At 47.0% G+C, this 20911-nt stretch carries 20 protein-coding genes; 15 read left to right on the top strand and 5 right to left on the bottom strand.

Translation table 11 applies throughout. From position 1 onward, the window contains the following. Positions 1 to 8 precede the first annotated feature (8 nt). Both NQ564_RS12695 and NQ564_RS12690 read left to right on the top strand, forming a co-directional pair. Positions 9 to 710, top strand: coding sequence for an SAM-dependent methyltransferase (locus NQ564_RS12695; RefSeq protein WP_008149869.1), 702 nt, complete (start codon positions 9 to 11; stop codon positions 708 to 710). Then, entirely contained in the window at positions 711 to 1286 is a 576-nt protein-coding gene (locus NQ564_RS12690) for an acyltransferase (RefSeq protein ID WP_008149867.1), read from the top strand. Positions 1287 to 1319: 33 nt separating this feature from the next. Here NQ564_RS12690 and nadC read toward each other — a convergent pair whose 3' ends face one another. Both nadC and NQ564_RS12680 read right to left on the bottom strand, forming a co-directional pair. After that, complete coding sequence (gene nadC, locus NQ564_RS12685; RefSeq protein ID WP_008149865.1) at positions 1320 to 2177, bottom strand: carboxylating nicotinate-nucleotide diphosphorylase; 858 nt, start codon at positions 2175 to 2177, stop codon at positions 1320 to 1322. Positions 2178 to 2198: 21 nt separating this feature from the next. Continuing rightward, a complete protein-coding gene (locus tag NQ564_RS12680) occupies positions 2199 to 2570 on the bottom strand; it encodes a DUF4783 domain-containing protein (protein ID WP_005645811.1) in 372 nt (123 codons plus the stop codon). A gap of 90 nt (positions 2571 to 2660) precedes the next feature. On the opposite strand from NQ564_RS12680, the gene rlmH reads away from it, so the two are divergent. After that, a complete protein-coding gene (rlmH, locus tag NQ564_RS12675) occupies positions 2661 to 3134 on the top strand; it encodes a 23S rRNA (pseudouridine(1915)-N(3))-methyltransferase RlmH (protein WP_008149860.1) in 474 nt (157 codons plus the stop codon). 56 nt (positions 3135 to 3190) lie between these two features. Here rlmH and aroC read toward each other — a convergent pair whose 3' ends face one another. The 3 genes from aroC to NQ564_RS12660 all read right to left on the bottom strand — a co-directional run bounded on the left by aroC (position 3191) and on the right by NQ564_RS12660 (position 6260). Continuing rightward, entirely contained in the window at positions 3191 to 4264 is a 1074-nt protein-coding gene (gene aroC, locus NQ564_RS12670) for a chorismate synthase (RefSeq protein ID WP_008149858.1), read from the bottom strand. 146 nt (positions 4265 to 4410) lie between these two features. Beyond that, a complete protein-coding gene (locus NQ564_RS12665) occupies positions 4411 to 4989 on the bottom strand; it encodes an FKBP-type peptidyl-prolyl cis-trans isomerase (RefSeq protein WP_008149855.1) in 579 nt (192 codons plus the stop codon). 95 nt (positions 4990 to 5084) lie between these two features. Further along, a complete protein-coding gene (locus NQ564_RS12660; protein ID WP_008149853.1) occupies positions 5085 to 6260 on the bottom strand; it encodes a MalY/PatB family protein in 1176 nt (391 codons plus the stop codon). An 859-nt stretch (positions 6261 to 7119) separates the two neighbouring features. Here NQ564_RS12660 and ilvD point away from each other — a divergent pair. From ilvD to NQ564_RS12600, 12 genes are all read left to right on the top strand, one after another. Further along, positions 7120 to 8955 carry a dihydroxy-acid dehydratase gene (gene ilvD, locus NQ564_RS12655; RefSeq protein WP_039848215.1) on the top strand — a complete coding sequence of 612 codons (1836 nt, stop codon included), beginning with the start codon at positions 7120 to 7122 and terminating at the stop codon, positions 8953 to 8955. Positions 8956 to 8980: 25 nt separating this feature from the next. Further along, positions 8981 to 10681 carry a biosynthetic-type acetolactate synthase large subunit gene (gene ilvB / locus NQ564_RS12650; RefSeq protein ID WP_008149846.1) on the top strand — a complete coding sequence of 567 codons (1701 nt, stop codon included), beginning with the start codon at positions 8981 to 8983 and terminating at the stop codon, positions 10679 to 10681. Positions 10682 to 10693: 12 nt separating this feature from the next. Next, positions 10694 to 11257, top strand: a complete 564-nt coding sequence (ilvN, locus tag NQ564_RS12645) for an acetolactate synthase small subunit (RefSeq protein WP_008149844.1) — start codon at positions 10694 to 10696, stop codon at positions 11255 to 11257. Between the two features lie 44 nt (positions 11258 to 11301). After that, positions 11302 to 12033, top strand: a complete 732-nt coding sequence (locus tag NQ564_RS12640) for an acyl-[acyl-carrier-protein] thioesterase (protein ID WP_008149842.1) — start codon at positions 11302 to 11304, stop codon at positions 12031 to 12033. A 38-nt stretch (positions 12034 to 12071) separates the two neighbouring features. Then, positions 12072 to 13115, top strand: coding sequence for a ketol-acid reductoisomerase (gene ilvC, locus NQ564_RS12635; RefSeq protein WP_008149840.1), 1044 nt, complete (start codon positions 12072 to 12074; stop codon positions 13113 to 13115). Between the two features lie 132 nt (positions 13116 to 13247). Continuing rightward, the gene (locus NQ564_RS12630; RefSeq protein WP_008149837.1) at positions 13248 to 14417 is read left to right on the top strand and encodes a metallophosphoesterase; all 1170 of its coding nucleotides are present in this window, start codon (positions 13248 to 13250) and stop codon (positions 14415 to 14417) included. Between the two features lie 374 nt (positions 14418 to 14791). Beyond that, positions 14792 to 16288, top strand: a complete 1497-nt coding sequence (locus tag NQ564_RS12625; RefSeq protein ID WP_008156965.1) for a 2-isopropylmalate synthase — start codon at positions 14792 to 14794, stop codon at positions 16286 to 16288. Between the two features lie 10 nt (positions 16289 to 16298). Continuing rightward, positions 16299 to 17690, top strand: coding sequence for a 3-isopropylmalate dehydratase large subunit (leuC, locus tag NQ564_RS12620; protein WP_021862954.1), 1392 nt, complete (start codon positions 16299 to 16301; stop codon positions 17688 to 17690). A 58-nt stretch (positions 17691 to 17748) separates the two neighbouring features. Next, on the top strand, positions 17749 to 18345 hold the full coding sequence (gene leuD, locus NQ564_RS12615; protein ID WP_008149830.1) for a 3-isopropylmalate dehydratase small subunit: 597 nt from the start codon (positions 17749 to 17751) through the stop codon (positions 18343 to 18345). 12 nt (positions 18346 to 18357) lie between these two features. Then, entirely contained in the window at positions 18358 to 18783 is a 426-nt protein-coding gene (locus NQ564_RS12610) for a GxxExxY protein (RefSeq protein ID WP_008149828.1), read from the top strand. A gap of 48 nt (positions 18784 to 18831) precedes the next feature. Then, complete coding sequence (locus tag NQ564_RS12605; RefSeq protein ID WP_008149826.1) at positions 18832 to 20340, top strand: alpha-isopropylmalate synthase regulatory domain-containing protein; 1509 nt, start codon at positions 18832 to 18834, stop codon at positions 20338 to 20340. Between the two features lie 94 nt (positions 20341 to 20434). After that, positions 20435 to 20878 (top strand): methylglyoxal synthase, encoded by a 444-nt coding sequence (locus tag NQ564_RS12600; RefSeq protein ID WP_008149824.1) that lies wholly within the window; start codon positions 20435 to 20437, stop codon positions 20876 to 20878. The last annotated feature ends 33 nt before the right edge of the window (positions 20879 to 20911 follow it).

Here is a 20911-nt window from a genome sequence, read left to right as displayed (position 1 = left end):
ATAAATTCATGTCCGCTCTTTACCTCATTCCCGTCACGCTTGGCGACGTTGAACATCGCCGGGTGCTTCCCGAATATAACCGGGATGTCATCCTTTCCATCCGCCATTTCATTGTTGAAAATGTGCGTACGGCACGCCGTTTCCTGAAAAAAACAGAACCCTCTATCGTGATAGACGATCTTGTCTTTTATGAACTGAACAAGCATACGTCGCCTGAAGAGGTTACCGGCTATCTGGCCCCTTTGGCCAAAGGCGAGTCGGTCGGTGTGATCTCGGAGGCCGGTTGTCCGGCTGTTGCCGATCCGGGTGCGGATGTGGTGGCGATTGCACAGCGTAAAGGTTACAAGGTGGTTCCGCTGGTCGGCCCTTCTTCGATCCTGATGTCGGTGATGGGTTCCGGTTTTAACGGGCAGAGCTTTGCTTTTCATGGCTATCTGCCGATCGATGCTTCACAGCGTACGAATGCGATCAAGAAGCTGGAAGGGCGCATTTATTCGGAGAACCAGACGCAGTTGTTCATCGAAACGCCTTACCGCAATAATAAATTGGCGGAGGAGTTGATCCGTACGTGCCGCCCTTCGACCAAATTGTGTATTGCTTCGAATATCACTTGCGAAGATGAATATATCCATACGCGTCCTGTTAAAGAATGGGCCGGAAAAGTTCCTGATCTGAGCAAGAAACCGACAATCTTCTTAATATATAAGTAAATGGAAACTTACAAGGCACATGAAACAGCCGTTATCGATCCCGGATGCACGATCGGAGACGGCACACACATCTGGCATTTTTCCCATATTATGCCGGGATGCTCAATCGGCCGGAATTGTAATATCGGGCAGAATGTCGTGATCTCTCCTCTGGTGGTTTTAGGGAATAATGTGAAGGTGCAAAACAATGTCTCCGTCTATACCGGCGTGACTTGCGGGGATGATGTTTTTTTAGGACCCAGCTGCGTTTTTACAAATGTGGTCAATCCCCGCAGTGCCGTTTCCCGTAAAGACCAATATTTGAAAACGTATGTCGGCAAAGGTGCTTCTATCGGTGCGAACGCAACGATCGTTTGCGGCCATACGATCGGCGAATATGCCATGATCGGTGCTGGAGCCGTAGTGACCAAAGATATTCCGCCATACGCTTTGGTAGTTGGCAACCCTTCCCGCCGGATCGGTTGGGTGAGCGAATACGGGCATCGCCTCTCCTTCAATGAAAAAGGTATCGCCACATGCCCGGAGAGCAATCAGCAATACCAATTACGGGGTGACGTCGTAACGCGTATTTCGTAGGGGCGAGGTCGCTCGCCCCCCAACTAAAGTTTTTCAGCAAGCCTTGAAGCTCATATCCAGCCCCTTGACAGAGTGTGTCAGTGCTCCGACCGAGATGTAATCCACACCACATTCGGCATAATCGCGAAGCGTGGCGAATGTGATACCACCGGAAGATTCCAGTTCATAACGTCCGGCAACCATTTCGACAGCTTTTTTTGTATTCTCGATATTGAAGTTGTCCAGCATGATACGGTCGATACCGCCGACGCGCATCGCTTCCTGTAATTCATCGAAGTTACGAACTTCGATTTCGATCTTCAAATCCTTGTTTTTCTCTTTCAAATACTGATGGCAACGTGTAATGGCCGCTTCAATACCGCCGGCGAAGTCTACATGGTTGTCTTTCAGCAAAATCATATCGAACAGCCCGATACGATGATTGACGCCGCCACCAATTTTAACCGCTTCTTTTTCGATCATGCGCAGGCCCGGAGTTGTCTTACGCGTATCCAGTACGCGTGTTTTCGTTCCTTCCAATGCTTTGACATATTTGCGTGTCGTGGTTGCAATACCACTCATGCGTTGCATGACATTGAGCATCAGGCGTTCCGTTTGCAGCAAAGACTGTACCTTACCTTCGACTACGAAAGCGATATCGCCTTTCTTCACTTCGGCTCCGTCGTGGATGAATGTCGTCATTTTCAGATCCGGATCGAATGTGTGGAAAATACGTTCAGCCATTTCGACCCCGGCCAATACGCCGTCTTCCTTCACGATCAGTTGGCTCTTACCCATTTCCGTAGCCGGAATACAACATAAAGTCGTATGGTCGCCATCACCTATATCTTCTGCAAATGCCAGGCGGATCAGTTCTGCAATCAGTTGTTCTTTTGTTTCTTGTACGTTCATGTTATTGTTTGTAAGATCTTTTTATTCAATTCTGATAGACTGTATTATCGCTTTGTTTCCTTCTGCACGGTATGTCACGTTTACGCGATATTCACCGGATGAAGTAGGCAGTTTGGCAACAAAGAAGCCATTTTCTTTTTTATCAGCATGGTGAACGACTGTGAATCCTGTCGGCTTGTTCCCTCCGAAGAAGGTGTTCAGCATTGAAACAGCGTCGTTTGCGTTGCACTTTTTGGATGAACCCGGTAGGGCCATATCGACTTCCTTGTCCATTGATCCGCTGAGCGACGAGGCGTTGCCTCCTTTAAAAGCGTTCGATATAGGAAGTATATCGGCAGCCATTACGCTCAGAACCGAGAGAACCAATGCCAACGTCAGAAATAATCGTTTCATAAGCTTTCTCCTCTTTTTGTGAGTATTATCGTGCAAAGGTATGTATTTTTTCCTGTAATTTAGCGTCCTCAATCTCTAAAATGTAAACGAATGAAAATTGCACTGATTGTGATCGGCAAGACGGATGCCGGCTATTTTGTGGAAGCGATCAATGAGTATAAGAACCGTCTGGTTCATTATATCCCTTTTGAAATGGAAGTGATCCCTGATATTAAGAACGTCAGGAATCTTTCCGAATCCCAACAGAAAGAGAAAGAAGGTGAATTGATTCTGAAAACATTACAGCCGGGAGATTATTTGGTTTTGTTGGATGAAAAAGGAAAAGAATTTACCTCGATGCAGTTTTCTGCCTATATAGAAAGAAAGACGCATACGGTTCCGAAGCGTCTGGTTTTTGTTGTCGGTGGTCCGTATGGTTTCAGTGATGCCGTTTATAAAGCTGCTGCCGAGAAAATATCCTTAAGCAAGATGACTTTCTCCCACCAAATGATTCGTCTGATCTTTATCGAGCAGATCTATCGGGCGATGACGATTCTGAATAACGAACCGTATCACCATGAATAATGAACAATTGACAATTGAAATGTGTATCAAATAATTGTCAGTTGTCCATTGTCCATTTAAAAGCGTTTCGCTTGTTGTATCAGTAGATAATCCAACAGTGTCATTGCCGTCATTGATTCGACGATGGGGACAGCTCGGGGTAAGACACATGGATCATGGCGTCCGCGAGCTTTCAGGATCGTGTCTTCACCTTCCATATTGACGGTTTCCTGTTCCATCAGGATAGTGGCAACCGATTTAAAAGCGACACGGAAATAAATATCCTGCCCGTTCGAGATACCTCCCTGTATGCCGCCGGAATGGTTTGTATGAGTGTTGATGTGCCCGTTGTCATTGAAGAAACGGTCGTTCCGTTCAGAGCCACGATATAAAGCCGCTTCGAAGCCGTCGCCATATTCGAAACCTTTTACGGCATTGATTGTCAACATCGCATGTCCCAATGCCGCATGCAGCTTTCCGAACACCGGTTCGCCCAAACCAATGGGAACTCCTTGTGCCACGCAGGTGATCACGCCGCCGATCGTATCTCCTTTGGATTTCACTTCAGCGATCAAAGCTTCCATTTCTTCAGCAGTCGCCGGATCAGGACAACGTACGGCTGTGTCTTCCGCCTTGTTAAGGTCGTAATCCGTATACGAGCCGTTTAATTTGATGTTTCCGACCTGCGAGGTAAATGCCTGTATCCGGATACCTTTTTGGCGGAGAGCCAGTTTGGCTATTGCTCCGGCTACGCAACGGGCGATCGTTTCACGTGCAGACGAACGTCCACCTCCACGCGGGTCGCGGATTCCGTATTTGGTCTGGTAGGTGTAGTCTGCATGGGAAGGACGATAGACACTCTTCATATTGTCGTAGTCCGCCGAGTGTTGGTTCTTGTTCCAGATGATGAAACCGATCGGAGTACCTGTCGTTTTCCCTTCGTAAATGCCGGAAAGGAACTGTACTTCATCCTCCTCTTTGCGTGGGGTTGTGATTTTGGATTGTCCCGGTTTGCGGCGATTCAGCTCACTTTGGATAAATGCCGTATCCAATTCGATACCGGCAGGGCATCCGTCTATTACGCCTCCGATCCCGGGGCCATGCGACTCTCCGAAAGAGGTCAGCCTGTATATGTTTCCGAATGTATTCACCCTTACTAAAATTGACAATTAACATTACCGGACGCGGATGACGCAGAATACGCAGACAGACGCAGATTTATTTTGTTGATAATTAATATATCTGCGTCTGTCTGCGCTCGTCTGCGTTGTCTGCGTCCCATGAATACCGATATTTTTTAGTGGCATCCGCCACATCCGCATCCACCCTCGTGGTCATGGTCGCCACAACCGCTTCCGCAGTCGTCACATCCGCAACCGCATCCACCTGCCGGAGCTGTGAGGGCTGCGATTTCTTCAGCTGTCGGTTCGTGTACATCAATAACTTCACCGCTGAAATGCAATGTTTCACCGGCCAGAGGATGGTTGAAGTCCATAACGACTACATCTTCTTTTACTTCCAAGACAGAGCCGTTCATGCGGTTGCCATTTGAATCCATCATCGGGACCGTGTTACCTTCTTTGATCATTTCCGAGTCGAACTTGCCGTCTACTTCGAAAATATTCTTCGGAAGATCCAGTACGTGTTCTTCCACATACTCGCCGTATGCATCAGCCGGAGCTATAGAGAAGTTAAATTTGTCGCCAACTTCGAGTCCTTTCAGAGCGTCTTCAAAAGCGGGGAGCATAGCGCCTGTTCCAAAGACGAATTTCAGAGGAACTTCGGATGTTGCTCTTTCCATCAATTCGCGTTCTTCGCCTTCGCCTACGTTCAGGTCGTAAGTAACTGCAACGAACTTATTTGCTGTAATTTTCATTTGTAATTGTATTTGTGATAAATAAAACGATGACAAATTTACGCATAATTTCCGACTTGTCTGCTTAATCTCGATATTTAAATAGGCAAACGTTTTTATTTCTTATCTATAGCTTTCTTCAAAGCGTCCAGTGCGGAAGACAGGACGGAACGCGGACAACCGATGTTCAAACGCATATATCCTTCACCTCCGGGACCGAACATGCTTCCGTCATTCAGTAATAAACCGGCTTTATCCTGGAACAAGCTTACCAGCTCAGTCTGGTTGAGTTTCAGGTCACGGCAATCCAGCCATACAAGGAAAGAAGCCTGTGGTGGATAGACCTTGATCTTCGGGAGTTTGGATTTGCAATATTCATCTACGAAGCGGACATTTTCCGTGATATACATCCGCATTTGTTGCAACCATTCGGCTCCGTATGTGTAAGCAGCTTCTGTCGCCGTATAGGCAAAGATCGTTCCGGCATTGAATTCTCCCGCTTCCATGAAGGAATAGAATTTTTCGCGTATTTCCGCATTGGGGATGATCGAGTAGGAGGTGACGATTCCGGCAATGTTGAAGGTCTTGCTCGGAGCCATGAACGTTATACCGCAGTTGGCCGCTGTTTCTGAAACAGTCGCAAACGGATGATGCGTATATTGCGGATAGGCCATCTCTGCATGTATTTCATCAGAGATAACGAGTATGTTGTGCTGGGCACAAACCTCTGCCAACTTAGCCAGTGTGTCTTTTTTCCAGACGACACCGCCCGGATTATGAGGGTTACAAAGAATCAGAACTTTACAATGTTCATCGATAACCGATTCAAGTTGCTCGAAATCCATTTCGTAAACGCCGTCTACCATTTTAAGCGGATTGTAAACAACCTTACGGTTCATATTTTCGGGGACGATGCGGAAAGGATGGTAAACCGGTGGCTGGATAATCACTTTGTCGCCCGGCTGGGTGAAGCATTGCAAAACGAAACCGATTCCCTTTACAATGCCTGGGATATAACAGATCCATTCACGTTGGATTTTCCAGTTATGCTTATAATGTACCCATTCGATGATACTGTTATAATAAGAATCCGAATCGAATGTGTACCCGAAAATCTCATGTTCACAACGTTTCCTGATTGCATTCACAATAAAATCCGGTGTCCGAAAATCCATGTCGGCTACCCAAAGAGGGGTCAGGTGCTCATTTCCGAAACGTTCTTTCAGGTTGTCGAACTTGACACAGTTCGTACCCTTGCGCTCGATGATCTCGTCAAAGTTGTATTGTTTCATTATCTATAAGTTCTGTCTGTTGATAGGGGCCAAAGATACGAATTATATTTAGAAACTGTTTCGATTTCCTCTGGGTAGCACAGGTAGAGTCAACCGCAGCAAGTCCAGCCACATATTGATCGGTGTCAAGAGGCTGTATCCGGGCGGATGTTCAATGGGGATAATTCATATCCGGATATATGCGAAATTGTTGCTTTTGGATAGGGGTGCAAAGTTGTAGCGGTTTACAATAACCCCCTCTAAAAAAGCAAATATTTATATATTGCTTGTATTCAGTATTTTGTCTAAAATCATGTTTCTTAAAAAATATTACCCCTGCAGGAAAATTTTGTTTCATGGGTATGAAAATCGATTTTCATGAGCATGAGTTTCGATTTGGACCAGCGGGCATTTGGAGGAATTATACAATAAGTGGAGAATCTGACAGTAAGGTGTGGGATTATTACCAAACAAATATGCTTATTGTCGAAGTCGGGCAGTTCGTCTATCCGAACTTTCTTTTTGAAACCCCTGTTGAAGTATTAAACTGCAATCCTATCTCCTTTCTTTGCTTGAGAAATGTAAGATAAATTGATATTTTTCTTTTAATTTCTTTGGTGATATGAATTATTGTTCTACATTTGCAGCGTCAAACAATAATAAAGACGTAAGAAAAGATGATGAACAATGTATTGCATATTATTCTCGTGGTGGTCCTTCTAGTCATTAGCAGGTAAGGAGAAAGGTGTGCAAGAAGTTGTGAAGTCGTATAAAGATATTTCTTAAGCCTTTCTCCATACAGAGAAGGGCTTTTTTAATATATAATAGGATAAGAAAATAGGGGCGGTTCGTGAGCCGTTCGAAAATAACAAATAATATGATGAAGAATCCGTTAAGAAGTTCATACAGCACAGAGGGCAGACGCATGGCCGGAGCCCGTGCTTTGTGGCGTGCCAACGGCCTGAAAGAAGAGCAGTTCGGCAAACCGATTATAGCCATTGTGAATTCATTTACTCAGTTTGTACCCGGCCATGTCCATCTGCATGAGATCGGGCAGCAGGTAAAAGCGGAGATCGAAAAGCTGGGTTGCTTTGCAGCCGAGTTCAATACGATTGCTATTGACGACGGTATCGCTATGGGACACGACGGAATGCTCTATTCGCTTCCTTCACGTGATATTATTGCGGACAGCGTCGAGTATATGGTGAATGCCCACAAAGCCGATGCAATGGTTTGCATCAGCAATTGCGACAAGATCACTCCGGGTATGCTGATGGCATCCATGCGGCTCAATATCCCGACTATCTTTGTATCCGGTGGCCCGATGGAAGCCGGTGAGTTGGATAACCGCCATCTGGATTTGATCGATGCTATGATCGAATCGGCTGATACGTCGGTCAGCGATGAACGGATCGCGCAGGTAGAACGGAATGCCTGCCCGGGATGCGGCTGCTGCTCCGGTATGTTTACGGCCAACTCGATGAACTGTCTGAACGAAGCGATCGGCCTGGCACTTCCGGGCAACGGGACGATCGTCGCTACGCATGTGGGCCGTACGCAGTTGTTCCGCGATGCTGCCCGGCAGATTGTAGAAAATGCCTATAAATACTATCGTGACGGCGATGAATCGGTTCTTCCCCGCAGTATCGCTACCCGTCAGGCTTTCCTGAATGCCATGTCATTGGATATTGCAATGGGTGGTTCCACCAATACGGTTCTCCACCTGCTCGCAGTTGCGCAGGAAGCGGAAGCGGACTTCACGATGGACGATATCGATATGCTCTCCCGCAAGACCCCCTGCCTTTGCAAGGTAGCTCCCAACACACATACCTATCATGTCCAGGATGTAAACCGCGCCGGTGGCATCATGGGGATCATGAACGAACTGCTGAAAGGCGGCCTGGTGGACGGAAATGTGAAACGTGTGGACGGCATGACACTTGCCGAGGCTGTAGATAAATTTGCTATCACCTCCCCGAATGTAACGGATGAGGCGGTTAAGAAATATAAGAGTGCCCCCGCCCATCGTTTCAGTATTCAGATGGGATCGCAGGAAACCTATTATAAAGAGCTGGATGCCGACCGTGCCGCCGGATGTATCCGTGACATCGAACATGCCTATTCCAAAGACGGCGGCCTGGCCGTCCTGAAAGGAAATATCGCACTGGATGGCTGCGTGGTCAAGACTGCCGGTGTGGATGAAAGCATCTGGAAGTTTGCCGGCCCTGCAAAAGTATTCGATTCACAGGATGCGGCTTGCGAAGGCATTCTCGGTGGAAAAGTCGTCTCAGGCGATGTGGTGGTGATCACACACGAAGGGCCGAAGGGTGGTCCGGGTATGCAGGAAATGCTTTATCCTACTTCTTATATAAAAAGCCGCCATTTAGGCAAGGAGTGTGCGCTGATCACAGACGGCCGTTTCAGTGGCGGTACTTCCGGCCTTTCCATCGGCCATATCTCTCCTGAAGCAGCGGCAGGCGGAGCAATCGGTCTGGTGAAAGACGGAGATATAATCGAAATCGATATCCCCGAACGTACGATTAACGTGAAGGTCAGCGATGAAGAATTGGCAGAGCGTCGTAAAGAGGAAGAGGCTCGCGGCACAAAAGCCTTTACGCCTCCTCATCGCCAGCGTGTCGTCTCGAAAGCTTTGAGAGCCTACGGCAAGATGGTAAGTTCGGCTGATAAGGGAGGAGTGAGAATTGTAGAAGATTAAACACAAGACTAAAATAAAGAGAGATATGGAGAAACATAAGATAACCGGTTCGGAGGCTTTACTGAAGTCACTGATTGCTGAAGGAGTAGATACGATTTTCGGTTATCCCGGCGGACAGGCGATCCCTATTTACGATAGTTTGTACGATTACAGGGATAAATTGAAACATGTTTTGGTGCGTCATGAACAGGGGGCGACGCATGCTGCACAGGGGTATGCCCGCGTATCCGGTAAAGTAGGAGTGACGTTGGTTACTTCAGGGCCCGGTGCGACGAATACCATCACCGGCATTGCTGATGCGTTGATGGACAGCACGCCTATGGTGGTCATCGCCGGACAGGTTCCTTCTCCATTGCTCGGAACCGATGCTTTCCAGGAAGTCGATGTGATCGGCATTACGCAGCCGATCACCAAATGGGCCTACCAAATCCGTAAACCGGAAGAGATTGCATGGGCTGTTTCACGTGCTTTCTATATTGCTTCTACCGGACGTCCGGGACCTGTCGTGCTCGATCTGGCAAAGGATGCCCAGGTAGGATTGGTGGAGTATGAATATAAGAAAGTGGATTATGTCCGCAGCTATCAGCCGGAACCGGATATCAACCAGGATCGGATCAAGGCAGCTGCTGCATTGATCAATAAAGCGGAGAAACCTTTCTGCCTGGTCGGACAAGGTGTCCTACTGGGAGGTGCCGAAGAAGAGCTGAAAGCATTTCTGGTGAAGAATGACATTCCCGCCGGTTCGACCGTTCTTGGTTTGTCGGCGTTGCCTTCCGATTTTCCTTTGAATAAGGGGATGCTCGGTATGCATGGCAATGTCGGACCGAACAGGAAGACCAACGAATGCGATGTGCTGATCGCTATCGGTATGCGTTTCGACGATCGTGTCACAGGTGATTTGAAGACATACGCCAAACAGGCGAAAGTGATTCATTTGGATATCGACAACTCGGAGATCGGGAAGAATGTACCGGTTGATGTGAAGGTGCTCGGAAATGCCAAACATACCATCCCGATGATAACAGCCTTGTTGGAAGAACGGAAACGTCCGGAGTGGAATGCCGAGTTTGAGCCGGATGCACAGGAAGAGTATGAAAAGGTGATCGAAAAGGAACTGTGTCCGGCAAGCGGTCAGCTGAGAATGGGCGAAGTCGTCCGAAAAGTGTCCGAGGCAACCGGCAACGATGCTATCTTAGTGACGGATGTCGGACAGAACCAGATGATGGGGGTTCGCTATTTCAAATATAAACGTTCCCGTAGTGTGGTTACTTCAGGTGGCTTAGGGACGATGGGGTTCGGTCTTCCTGCCGCTATGGGGGCCAAGTTCGGTGCGCCTGACCGTACTGTCTGCTTCTTTACCGGCGACGGTGGGATGCAGATGACGATCCAGGAGTTGGGAACCATCATGCAGGAAAAGCTGGACGTGAAAATCATTATCCTCAATAATAATTTTTTAGGGATGGTACGCCAGTGGCAGGAGTTGTTCTTTCACGAACGTTATTCGAATACGATCATGGAAAATCCGGATTTCGTTGCGATCGCGAAAGCATACGGCATTGCCAGCCGTGCTGTGGAAAAACGGGAGGAACTGGATGAGGCGATCACCGAGATGTTGAACCATGACGGGGCGTATGTGTTGGTTGCCAACGTGGAAACCTGCGGTATGGTATATCCGATGGTTCCTGCCGGAGGAAGCGTGACAAATATGATATTAGGAGATAAGTAAGGAGGTGAAGCTATGACAACAAAAAAATTATATACCGTTATTATCTTTTCAGAGAATACAGTAGGTCTTCTGAACCAGATTACGATTATCTTTACGCGCCGGCAGTTGAACATCGAGACGCTTTCCGTTTCACCTTCTGCCATACAGGGCATACACAAGTTTACGATCACGACATTTGCCGATGAAGATATGATCGACAAGGTCGTGAAGCAGATCGACAAGCGGGTGGATATACTGAAAGCTTATTACAATACGGATGAAGACCTGGTTTTCCAGGAGATCGCTCTTTATAAACTGAGCACCGAACTGTTTATCAAAATGGGGACGGTCGAGGATCTGATCCGCAAGTATAACGCCCGTATTCTGGAAATGAACGAAACGTGTGTCGTGCTCGAAAAGAGCGGGCATTACGATGAGACGCAGGCTCTCTTCAAAGAGTTGAGCGAAACGATCGGTGTCCTCCAGTTTATCCGTTCCGGGCGCGTTGCGATCACCAAAAGCCGTGTCGAACGGTTGAGTGATATGTTGGCCGATATGGAACGCAAGTTACAGGAAAAACAAAACAAGCAACAATAACGTAGGGGGCGGGGGCTGCCCGCCCCCCATTAAACAGTAGAATCATGGACAAAAACAAAGTAGGAGAATTTCATTTCGTCACAGAACCGTACCTGTTGGATTTCCGTGGACGTGTCACGATCCCGATGATCGGGAACTACCTGATCCATGTCGCTTCCAGCCATGCTGCCGAGCGTGGATTCGGCTTCAACGATATGTCGGAACGGCATACGGCCTGGGTACTTTCCCGTCTGGCAATCGAAATGATCGAATATCCTGCCATGTCCGAACCCATAACACTGTATACCTGGGTGGACGAAGTCGGCCGCCTCTTTACCAGCCGTTGTTTCGAGTTGGTGAATGCTGGTGGTAAGACATTCGGCTACGCCCGCTCTATTTGGGCGGCTATCGATGTAGAAACACGCCGGCCGACCTTATTGGATGTTGCTGGGCTGAGTGCTTATGTCACAGACCGTCCTTGCCCGATCGAGAAGCCGGGAAAGATTGCGGCTGTGGAGCAAGATACGGAAGGATTCCCATATATCATCAAGTACAGTGACCTCGACATCAACGGGCACTTGAATAGCATTAAGTATATGGAACATCTTTTGGACCTGTTCGACCTGGATTTGTTCAAGACAAAAGATATCAAACGTTTCGAAATCGCCTACCAGTCTGAAGGCAAGTATGGGATGGAACTCATGTTGCATAAGAAGGAGGCTGATTCCGGAAAATACGATATGGCAATCTGTAACGAAGGCAAAGCGATCTGTCGCGCTGCCGTTACATGGAAATAGAAACAATTATATTAAATACATTTTAAAATAAAAAGAAAATGGCAGTAATGAATTTTGGCGGTGTTGACGAAAACGTAGTAACCCGCGAAGAATTTCCGTTGGAAAAAGCAAGAGAAGTGTTGAAAGATGAAGTAATCGCAGTGATCGGTTACGGTGTTCAGGGCCCTGGACAGAGCTTGAACTTGCGTGACAACGGTTTCAATGTGATCGTAGGACAACGTCCGGGTAAGACGTACGACAAGGCGGTTGCTGACGGTTGGGTGCCGGGCGAAACATTGTTCGGTATCGAAGAAGCTTGCGAAAAAGCAACCATCATACAGGTCCTGCTTTCCGACGCCGCTCAGATCGAATGCTGGCCGCGCATCAAGAAATACCTGACTCCGGGCAAGGCGTTGTATTTCTCTCACGGTTTCGCTATCACTTACAAGGAACGTACCAACATCATCCCTCCTGCTGATGTAGACGTGATCCTGATCGCTCCGAAAGGTTCGGGTACTTCATTGCGCCGTATGTTCCTGCAGGGACGTGGCTTGAACTCCAGCTACGCAATCTTCCAGGATGCAACGGGCAAAGCATGGGATCGGGTAATCGCACTGGGTATCGGTGTCGGTTCCGGTTATCTGTTCGAAACGACATTCAAAAAGGAAGTGTATTCCGACTTGACCGGCGAACGCGGTACTTTGATGGGTGCTATCCAGGGTTTGTTGTTAGCTCAATATGAGACATTGCGTGAAAACGGCCACGAACCTTCCGAAGCATTCAACGAAACAGTGGAAGAACTGACACAGTCTTTGATGCCGCTGTTCGCAGAAAACGGCATGGACTGGATGTATGCAAACTGTTCGACAACTGCACAGCGCGGCGCTTTGGATTGGATGGGCCCGTTCCATGATGCTGTCAAGCCTGTATTTGAGAAATTATATCGGGAGGTCGCCTGTGGCAACGAAGCACAGCGTTCTATCGATACGAACAGCAAACCGGATTATCGCGAAGGTTTGGAAAAAGAACTGGCGGCATTGCGCGAAAGCGAAATGTGGCGTGCAGGTGCAGTCGTTCGCAAATTGCGCCCGGAAAACAATTAAAACTCCTGTGTGGCTCACTGCCAATATAAATCACAATGAGTTACTATCTTTTGTGAAAGGGATGCTTGTCGCTGGTGGCAGTGACAGGCGTCCTTTTGCTTTTGTAACATATAAATACTACCTGATTATATCATGAAGAAGTTTCAAATTTTAATAGCGTTCCTCTGGCTGTCGGTTTGCCTTGCAGGAGCGGTCGAGTCAAAGATCCAGTTAGTGCATGGTCCCTATTTGCAGAATTTGGGGCCTGATGAAGTGACGATCGTATGGTTGTCGGATAAGCCATCTGTCGGTTGGGTGGAGTTGGCGCCGGATGATGATACGAACTTTTATGCTACTGAACGTCCTAAATATTATGATGCCCGTAATGGAGTAAAGAATACTTCTACGATCCATACCGTGAAGATTAAAGGGCTTAAACCGGGGACGAACTATCGTTATCGCGTCTTCGTACAGGAAGTATTGAGCCATATCGGACATAAGATCATCTATGGAAACTATGCCTCGACTGATGTCTACTCTAAAAAACCGCTGATGTTCAAGACAAGTGATCCAGGGGATAATTCTGTTTCGTTTGCAATGGTAAATGATATACATGGCAAGAATGACGTACTGACGAACCTGGTTTCCAAATGTGATCTGAAAAAGACGGATTTTTTCCTTTTCAACGGCGATATGGTGTCAGTCTTCAATGAGGAAAATCATATCTTCGATGGTTTTATGGATACGGCAACCAAGTTGTTTGCCTCTGAAATTCCGATGTATTATACAAGAGGTAACCACGAAACACGCGGTGCTTTTGCAACTGAGTTCCAGCGCTATTTTTCTCCGAAAGAAGAAAATATCTACTACACGTTCCGGCAAGGTCCGATCTGTTTCGTGATCCTCGATACGGGAGAGGATAAACCGGATTCCGATATCGAATATGCCGGCATAACGGTTTACGACGAATACCGGACGGAACAGGCCGAATGGTTGCGCCAGGTATTGAATAGCAAAGAATATAAAGAAGCGCCGTTTAAGATCGTCGTAGCCCATATTCCTCCGATTGGTGGATGGCATGGAAACTTGGAAGTGGAGCAGAAATTCATGCCTTTGCTGCGTGATGCCAAGCCGGATGTGATGCTGTGCGGCCATCTCCATCGTTTCATTCATCAGGATGCAACGGTTCAGACGCCGTTCCCGATTATCGTCAATTCCAATACAGCTGTCCTGAAAGCAACTGCCGATCCGAAAGAACTGAAAATAGAGGTCGTGGATGTGGACGGGAAGGTGTTGGATCAATTCTCCATAAAGAAGCCTTGAAAAATAGGAGATGTAGCTTGATTAGTAGATTTTTTATTATGAATTGAAGTTGTTTGGCTGTATTTGTCTTACGTTTTATAAGAAAACATCGATAAAAAACTTCGAATTATATTTGGTGGTTTGAAAAAAGGCTGTATCTTTGCAGCGTTCAAACAAAAACAAGTTAAAAGGACAACATGAAACAGGCAATGCTAAATAGTCTCATTATTTCTCTAAACATTATTCTACTCTGGGAACGGGATAGGAAGTGAGACTGTGTATGCTTTGCTGGGCATTAAGATATGAAAAAGCCTTTCTCACTTCCTTGTGAGAGAGGCTTTTTTTATTCAATCAACTTACAAAAAGGTATTAACAAATTTAAGACGATAAGAACTATGTCAGACAGATTATTTATTTTCGACACGACGTTGCGTGATGGCGAACAGGTGCCGGGTTGCCAGTTAAACAGTATTGAAAAGATTCAGGTAGCCAAAGCACTGGAAGAACTGGGAGTAGACGTGATAGAAGCCGGTTTCCCCGTATCGAGTCCGGGCGATTTCAATAGTGTTGTTGAAATATCGAAAGCCGTAACATGGCCTACAATCTGTGCGCTTACCCGTGCGGTGGAAAAAGATATTGATGTGGCAGCCGATGCATTGAAATATGCGAAGCATGGACGTATTCATACGGGTATCGGAACGTCTGATTATCATATCAAGTATAAGTTCAACTCGAACCAGGAAGAGATTTTGGAACGAGCTATTGCCGCAACTAAGTATGCCAAAAGATACGTGGAAGACATCGAGTTCTATTGTGAAGATGCCGGACGTACGGACAACGAATATCTGGCACGTGTGGTAGAAGCGGTCATTAAAGCCGGTGCGACTGTTGTCAATATCCCAGATACGACCGGTTATTGCCTGCCGGACGAATATGGGGCAAAAATCAAATATTTGATGGAACATGTGGATGGCATCGAGAAGGCTATCCTCTCTACCCACTGTCATAACGATTTGGGGATGGCTACTGCCAACACTGTACAGGGTGTCTTGAATGGTGCACGCCAGGTGGAAGTCACTATGAACGGTATTGGCGAACGGGCCGGTAATACCTCCCTGGAAGAGGTCGCTATGATTTTCAAGAGTCATAAGGAACGTGAGATTATTACCAATATCAACACAACCCGGATATACGGGGTCAGCCGTATGGTTTCAAGCCTGATGAATATGCCGATCCAGCCAAACAAGGCGATCGTCGGACGTAACGCGTTTGCTCATTCTTCGGGTATCCACCAAGACGGTGTTTTGAAGAATCGTGAGAGTTATGAGATTATCGACCCGAAAGAGGTGGGTATCGACGATAATGCAATCGTGCTGACTGCCCGTAGCGGACGGGCTGCATTGAAACACCGTTTGCAGGTGCTGGGTGTCGAACTGTCTCAGGAAAAGTTGGATAAGGTCTATGATGAATTCTTGAAATTGGCCGACCGCAAGAAAGATATCAACGACGACGATGTCCTGATGCTTGCCGGTAAGGATCGTACAGCTATGCACCGCATCAAGCTGGAATATCTACAGGTAACCTCCGGCGTCGGTTTGCAGTCTGTGGCCAGTGTTTGTCTGAATATCGCAGGCGAGAAGTTCGAAGCAGCCGCTTCCGGTAACGGTCCTGTCGATGCGGCCATTAAGGCTGTGAAATCCATTATCCACCGTACGATGACGATCCAGGAATTCCTGATCCAGGCGATCAACAAAGGTAGCGACGACATGGGTAAAGTACATATGCAGGTCGAATACGAAGGAAACCGTTATTACGGTTTTGCAGCCAATACCGATATTATAGCGGCTTCTGTAGAGGCATTTATCGATGCAATTAATAAATTTGTGAAGTAAATTGACAATTATGAATACATTATTTGACAAGATTTGGGATTCCCACGTGGTGACGATGATCGAAGAGGGACCCACACAGCTTTATATAGACAGGTTGTACTGTCATGAAGTAACCAGTCCGCAGGCCTTTGCCGGTATGCGTGCACGTGGTTTGAAACCGCTCCGTCCGGAACGTATCTATTGTATGCCGGACCATAACACGCCGACACATGATCAGGATAAACCGATCGAAGATCCTGTTTCGAAGAACCAGGTCGATACGTTGGCAAAAAACGCTGCCGAATTCGGTTTGACTCATTATGGAATGATGGATGAACGGAATGGTATTATTCATGTGGTAGGCCCGGAACGCGGACTGACCTTGCCGGGGATGACAATTGTCTGTGGCGACTCTCATACCTCTACCCATGGAGCAGTCGGTGCTGTCGCTTTCGGTATCGGAACCAGTGAAGTGGAAATGGTGATGGCTTCCCAGTGTATCTTGCAGGCAAAGCCGAAAACCATGCGTATCCGTGTGGAAGGCAATCTTGGAAAAGGGGTAACGGCGAAGGATGTCGCCCTCTATCTCATGTCGAAAGTGACGACCAGTGGTGCGACCGGTTATTTCATTGAATATGGAGGATCGGCGATTCGCAGTCTGACGATGGAAGGTCGTTTGACTTTGTGCAATTTGTCTATCGAAATGGGGGCCCGTGGTGGTATGATCGCTCCTGACGAAACAACATTTGCTTATCTCAAAGGACGTGAAAATGCTCCTCGCGGCGAAGATTGGGACAAGGCGGTTGCCTATTGGAAGACGTTGAAGAGCGGTGATGATGCCGTGTTTGACAAAGAGATCCTGTTTGATGCTGCCGATATCGAACCGATGGTAACATATGGAACTAATCCGGGTATGGGAATGGGGATCACTGGACATATCCCGACTGTCGGAGGTATGGGCGAAGTGGAGAAAGCTTCTTTTATGAAATCCCTGGAATATATGGGTTTCGAACCGGGTGAATCATTGTTGGGCAAGAAGATCGACTATGTATTCTTAGGCTCTTGTACCAATGGCCGTATCGAAGACTTCCGCGCTTTTGCTTCCATTGTAAAGGGACGGAAGAAAGCGGATCATGTGATCGCCTGGCTGGTTCCCGGTTCTTGGATGGTAGATGCACAGATTCGTGAAGAAGGACTGGACAAAATATTTGAAGAAGCCGGTTTTCAATTGCGTCAACCGGGATGTTCAGCTTGTCTGGCAATGAATGACGATAAGATCCCAGCAGGGAAATATGCCGTTTCGACAAGTAACCGTAACTTCGAAGGACGTCAGGGACCGGGTGCCCGTACGATTCTGGCCGGTCCGTTAGTGGCAGCAGCGGCAGCAGTGACAGGGAAAATTACCGATCCGAGAGGTTTTTAGCCTTTATCTTAGGCTCTTTTGATATCTACAGAGAATATAAATCTAAAAGGAAAGAATAATGAAACAGAAATTCAACATCATAACATCGACTTGCGTCCCCCTTCCTCTTGAGAATGTGGATACGGACCAGATCATTCCTGCCCGCTTCTTGAAAGCAACCGACAAAAAGGGGTTCGGTGAAAACCTCTTCCGCGATTGGCGGTACGATAAGCAGGGCAACAAAATAGAATCGTTTGTTCTGAACGATCCGACTTATAGTGGACAGATATTGGTGGCAGGGAAGAACTTCGGTTCGGGTTCCAGTCGCGAGCACGCTGCTTGGGCGATTGCAGATTACGGGTTTCGCGTAGTCGTATCCAGTTTCTTTGCGGATATCCACAAAAACAATGAACTGAATAACTTTGTTCTTCCTGTGGTGGTTAGTGAACCTTTTTTGGCCGAGCTTTTCGACTCGATTTTTGCCGATCCGAAAACGGAAGTCGAAGTCAACCTGCCTGCCCAAACCATTACCAACAAGGCCACGGGCAAGAGCGAGCATTTCGACATTAATGCTTACAAAAAAGACTGTCTGGTAAACGGTCTCGATGACATCGACTACTTGTTATCCAATAAGGAAAAGATCGAAGCATTCGAAGTTTTGAGAAATAACGATTAACATGGCACGCAGATGACGCAGATTGAACAGATGATCGCAGATTATTTATTTAAAGAAGAAACGGACGGGATTATTGCTGCATTCTATGATGTATATAATGCATTGGGGTATGGCTTTTTGGAACGTGTATATCAGAATGCTTTGTATTTGGAGTTATGTAAGAGAGGATATGCTTGTTCGGCTCAACAAAAAATAAACGTATATTACCAAGGAACTCTTGTCGGAGAGTATTTTGCCGATATGATAGTAAATGGTCATATTATTCTGGAATTGAAAGCTGTAGATTGTCTGTGTAAAGAGCATGAATTGCAACTGATAAATTATTTGAAAGCAACAAATATTGAAGTGGGTTTATTATTGAACTTTGGAGAACGTCCGCAAATAAAACGAAAAGTTTATTCAAACGATAAAAAAGAAAATCTGCGGTCATCTGTTTAAATCTGTGTTATCTGCGTGCAATGTTCATACTGACAAAATAGTGTAATTATGATAGAAATAATGGATACCACCCTGCGCGACGGGGAACAGACATCGGGAGTTTCTTTTGCGGCGCATGAGAAGCTGAGCATTGCACAGGCATTGCTCGATCTGGGTGTGAACCGTCTGGAGATCGCTTCTGCGCGTGTCTCGGACGGCGAGTTTGAGGCCGTGAAGCGCGTGGCTTCCTGGGCGGAACGTACCGGGAACATTCAGAAGCTCGAAGTGCTCGGTTTTGTGGATGGCGATGTTTCGTTGAATTGGATCGAAGCGGCGGGTTGTCGTGTGGTAAACCTGCTTTGTAAAGGCTCTTACAAGCATGTGACGGAACAGCTTCGTAAGACTCCCGAACAGCATTTTGCCGATATACGTTCTGTCATCGATTTGGCAACAGAACGGGGGATCGCCGTGAACGTTTATCTGGAAGATTGGTCGAACGGTATTAAGAACTCGCCTGAATATGTCTTCCAGGCAGTCGATTCGCTCCGTGACCTACCGATTCAGCGTTTCATGTTGCCTGATACACTCGGTATCCTAAACCCTGGCAATACCTACGAGTATTGTAAGGATATGGTTACGCGTTATCCGGACCTGAAGTTCGATTTCCATGCTCATAACGACTACGATCTGGCGGTAGCGAATGTTTACTCCGCTGTCCGTGCCGGTATAGAAGGACTTCATACCACGTTGAACGGATTGGGAGAACGTGCCGGGAATGCTCCGCTTAGCAGTGTACTTGCCGTGCTGAAAGACCAGTTGAGAGTAGGGACGACGCTCAAGGAAGAGCGGATTAATTACGCCAGCCGTCTGGTGGAAACTTTCTCCGGCGTTCATATCCCGCCTAACAAACCGATTATCGGGGAACACGTTTTTACGCAATGTGCCGGTGTCCATGCTGACGGCGACAGCAAAAACAACTTGTATTGTAACGACCTCCTGCCTGAACGTTTCGGTCGTGTCCGCGAATATGCGCTCGGCAAAACTTCCGGCAAAGCGAATATCCGCAAGAACCTCGAATCGTTGGGAATCGATATCGACGAGAACTCTATGCGTAAAGTGACCGAGCGGATCATCGAGCTGGGTGATAAGAAAGAAATGGTTACGACGGAGGATCTTCCGTATATTATCAGCGATGTGCTCCATCACGATACGATGGCCGATCAGCGTATCCGCATACTGAATTATTCCTTGTCTTTAGCGCAGGGATTGAAACCGGTCGCAACGCTGAAGATAGAGATCAATGGTGAAGCTTACCAGGAATCGGCTTCGGGTGACGGACAATATGATGCTTTCGTACGTGCTCTGCGGAAGATATATACTGATTTGGGGCGTCCTTTCCCGATGCTGACCAACTATTCCGTTTCCATACCGCCCGGCGGACGGACTGATGCCTTTGTGCAGACCATCATTAGTTGGAATTATGCCGGAGTGGATTTTAAAACCCGTGGTCTTGATGCAGACCAGACAGAGGCTGCTATCAAGGCGACACTGAAGATGCTGAACAAGATAGAACAATAATAATGTGCCAATTTGCTAATATGCCGATGTACCGATGAATGAAAAGTTGAGATATTAGTACATTGGCAAATTATTAATTATTAATATTGAAGTTATGAAGAAGTTAACGATTGCGCTTGTTGCGCACGACAACCGGAAGGCTGACATGGTAGAATGGGCTGTTCACAATGCTGAATTTCTGTCCCATCATCACATCGTATGTACCGGAACAACCGGAAATTTGGTTCGGAAGGCAATGGAAGAAAAAGGTGTTCCGGCGGATATCGCCTGTATGCATTCCGGTCCGCTGGGTGGAGATGCCGAAATTGCAGCGATGGTAGTACGGAAAGAAATAGACCTTGCCGTATTCCTGATCGACGATTTGAACCCGCAGCCGCATGAGGCCGATATCCAAATGTTACTTCGCCAGTGCCGTGTTCATAACGTGCCTATCGCCTGTAACCGGTATAGTGCTGACCTGATGATAACAAGTACATTGTGGGATGACGAAAACTATGTCCCGACAGAACCCAAATACGTTTATTTTAAAAGAGAATAGAATAGTTTGCCAATAACTGTGCTGATAACGGAA

Origin of the sequence: Parabacteroides johnsonii DSM 18315, from assembly GCF_025151045.1 — a bacterium.
Taxonomy (GTDB): domain Bacteria; phylum Bacteroidota; class Bacteroidia; order Bacteroidales; family Tannerellaceae; genus Parabacteroides; species Parabacteroides johnsonii.
This window is presented reverse-complemented; position numbering and strand designations above follow the sequence as displayed.

What these genes read in the sequence shown, in the direction of transcription:
- leuC (WP_021862954.1), top strand. Translation starts at nt 16,299, where the DNA reads ATGAATACATTATTTGACAAGATTTGGGATTCCCACGTGGTGACGATG.
- NQ564_RS12605 (WP_008149826.1), top strand. Translation starts at nt 18,832, where the DNA reads ATGATAGAAATAATGGATACCACCCTGCGCGACGGGGAACAGACATCG.
- leuD (WP_008149830.1), top strand. Translation starts at nt 17,749, where the DNA reads ATGAAACAGAAATTCAACATCATAACATCGACTTGCGTCCCCCTTCCT.
- NQ564_RS12695 (WP_008149869.1), top strand. Translation starts at nt 9, where the DNA reads ATGTCCGCTCTTTACCTCATTCCCGTCACGCTTGGCGACGTTGAACAT.
- nadC (WP_008149865.1), bottom strand. Translation starts at nt 2,177, where the DNA reads ATGAACGTACAAGAAACAAAAGAACAACTGATTGCAGAACTGATCCGC.
- NQ564_RS12665 (WP_008149855.1), bottom strand. Translation starts at nt 4,989, where the DNA reads ATGAAAATTACAGCAAATAAGTTCGTTGCAGTTACTTACGACCTGAAC.
- NQ564_RS12625 (WP_008156965.1), top strand. Translation starts at nt 14,792, where the DNA reads ATGTCAGACAGATTATTTATTTTCGACACGACGTTGCGTGATGGCGAA.
- NQ564_RS12630 (WP_008149837.1), top strand. Translation starts at nt 13,248, where the DNA reads ATGAAGAAGTTTCAAATTTTAATAGCGTTCCTCTGGCTGTCGGTTTGC.
- NQ564_RS12680 (WP_005645811.1), bottom strand. Translation starts at nt 2,570, where the DNA reads ATGAAACGATTATTTCTGACGTTGGCATTGGTTCTCTCGGTTCTGAGC.
- ilvB (WP_008149846.1), top strand. Translation starts at nt 8,981, where the DNA reads ATGGAGAAACATAAGATAACCGGTTCGGAGGCTTTACTGAAGTCACTG.
- NQ564_RS12660 (WP_008149853.1), bottom strand. Translation starts at nt 6,260, where the DNA reads ATGAAACAATACAACTTTGACGAGATCATCGAGCGCAAGGGTACGAAC.
- ilvN (WP_008149844.1), top strand. Translation starts at nt 10,694, where the DNA reads ATGACAACAAAAAAATTATATACCGTTATTATCTTTTCAGAGAATACA.
- ilvC (WP_008149840.1), top strand. Translation starts at nt 12,072, where the DNA reads ATGGCAGTAATGAATTTTGGCGGTGTTGACGAAAACGTAGTAACCCGC.
- rlmH (WP_008149860.1), top strand. Translation starts at nt 2,661, where the DNA reads ATGAAAATTGCACTGATTGTGATCGGCAAGACGGATGCCGGCTATTTT.
- NQ564_RS12640 (WP_008149842.1), top strand. Translation starts at nt 11,302, where the DNA reads ATGGACAAAAACAAAGTAGGAGAATTTCATTTCGTCACAGAACCGTAC.
- ilvD (WP_039848215.1), top strand. Translation starts at nt 7,120, where the DNA reads ATGAAGAATCCGTTAAGAAGTTCATACAGCACAGAGGGCAGACGCATG.
- NQ564_RS12610 (WP_008149828.1), top strand. Translation starts at nt 18,358, where the DNA reads ATGACGCAGATTGAACAGATGATCGCAGATTATTTATTTAAAGAAGAA.
- NQ564_RS12600 (WP_008149824.1), top strand. Translation starts at nt 20,435, where the DNA reads ATGAAGAAGTTAACGATTGCGCTTGTTGCGCACGACAACCGGAAGGCT.
- NQ564_RS12690 (WP_008149867.1), top strand. Translation starts at nt 711, where the DNA reads ATGGAAACTTACAAGGCACATGAAACAGCCGTTATCGATCCCGGATGC.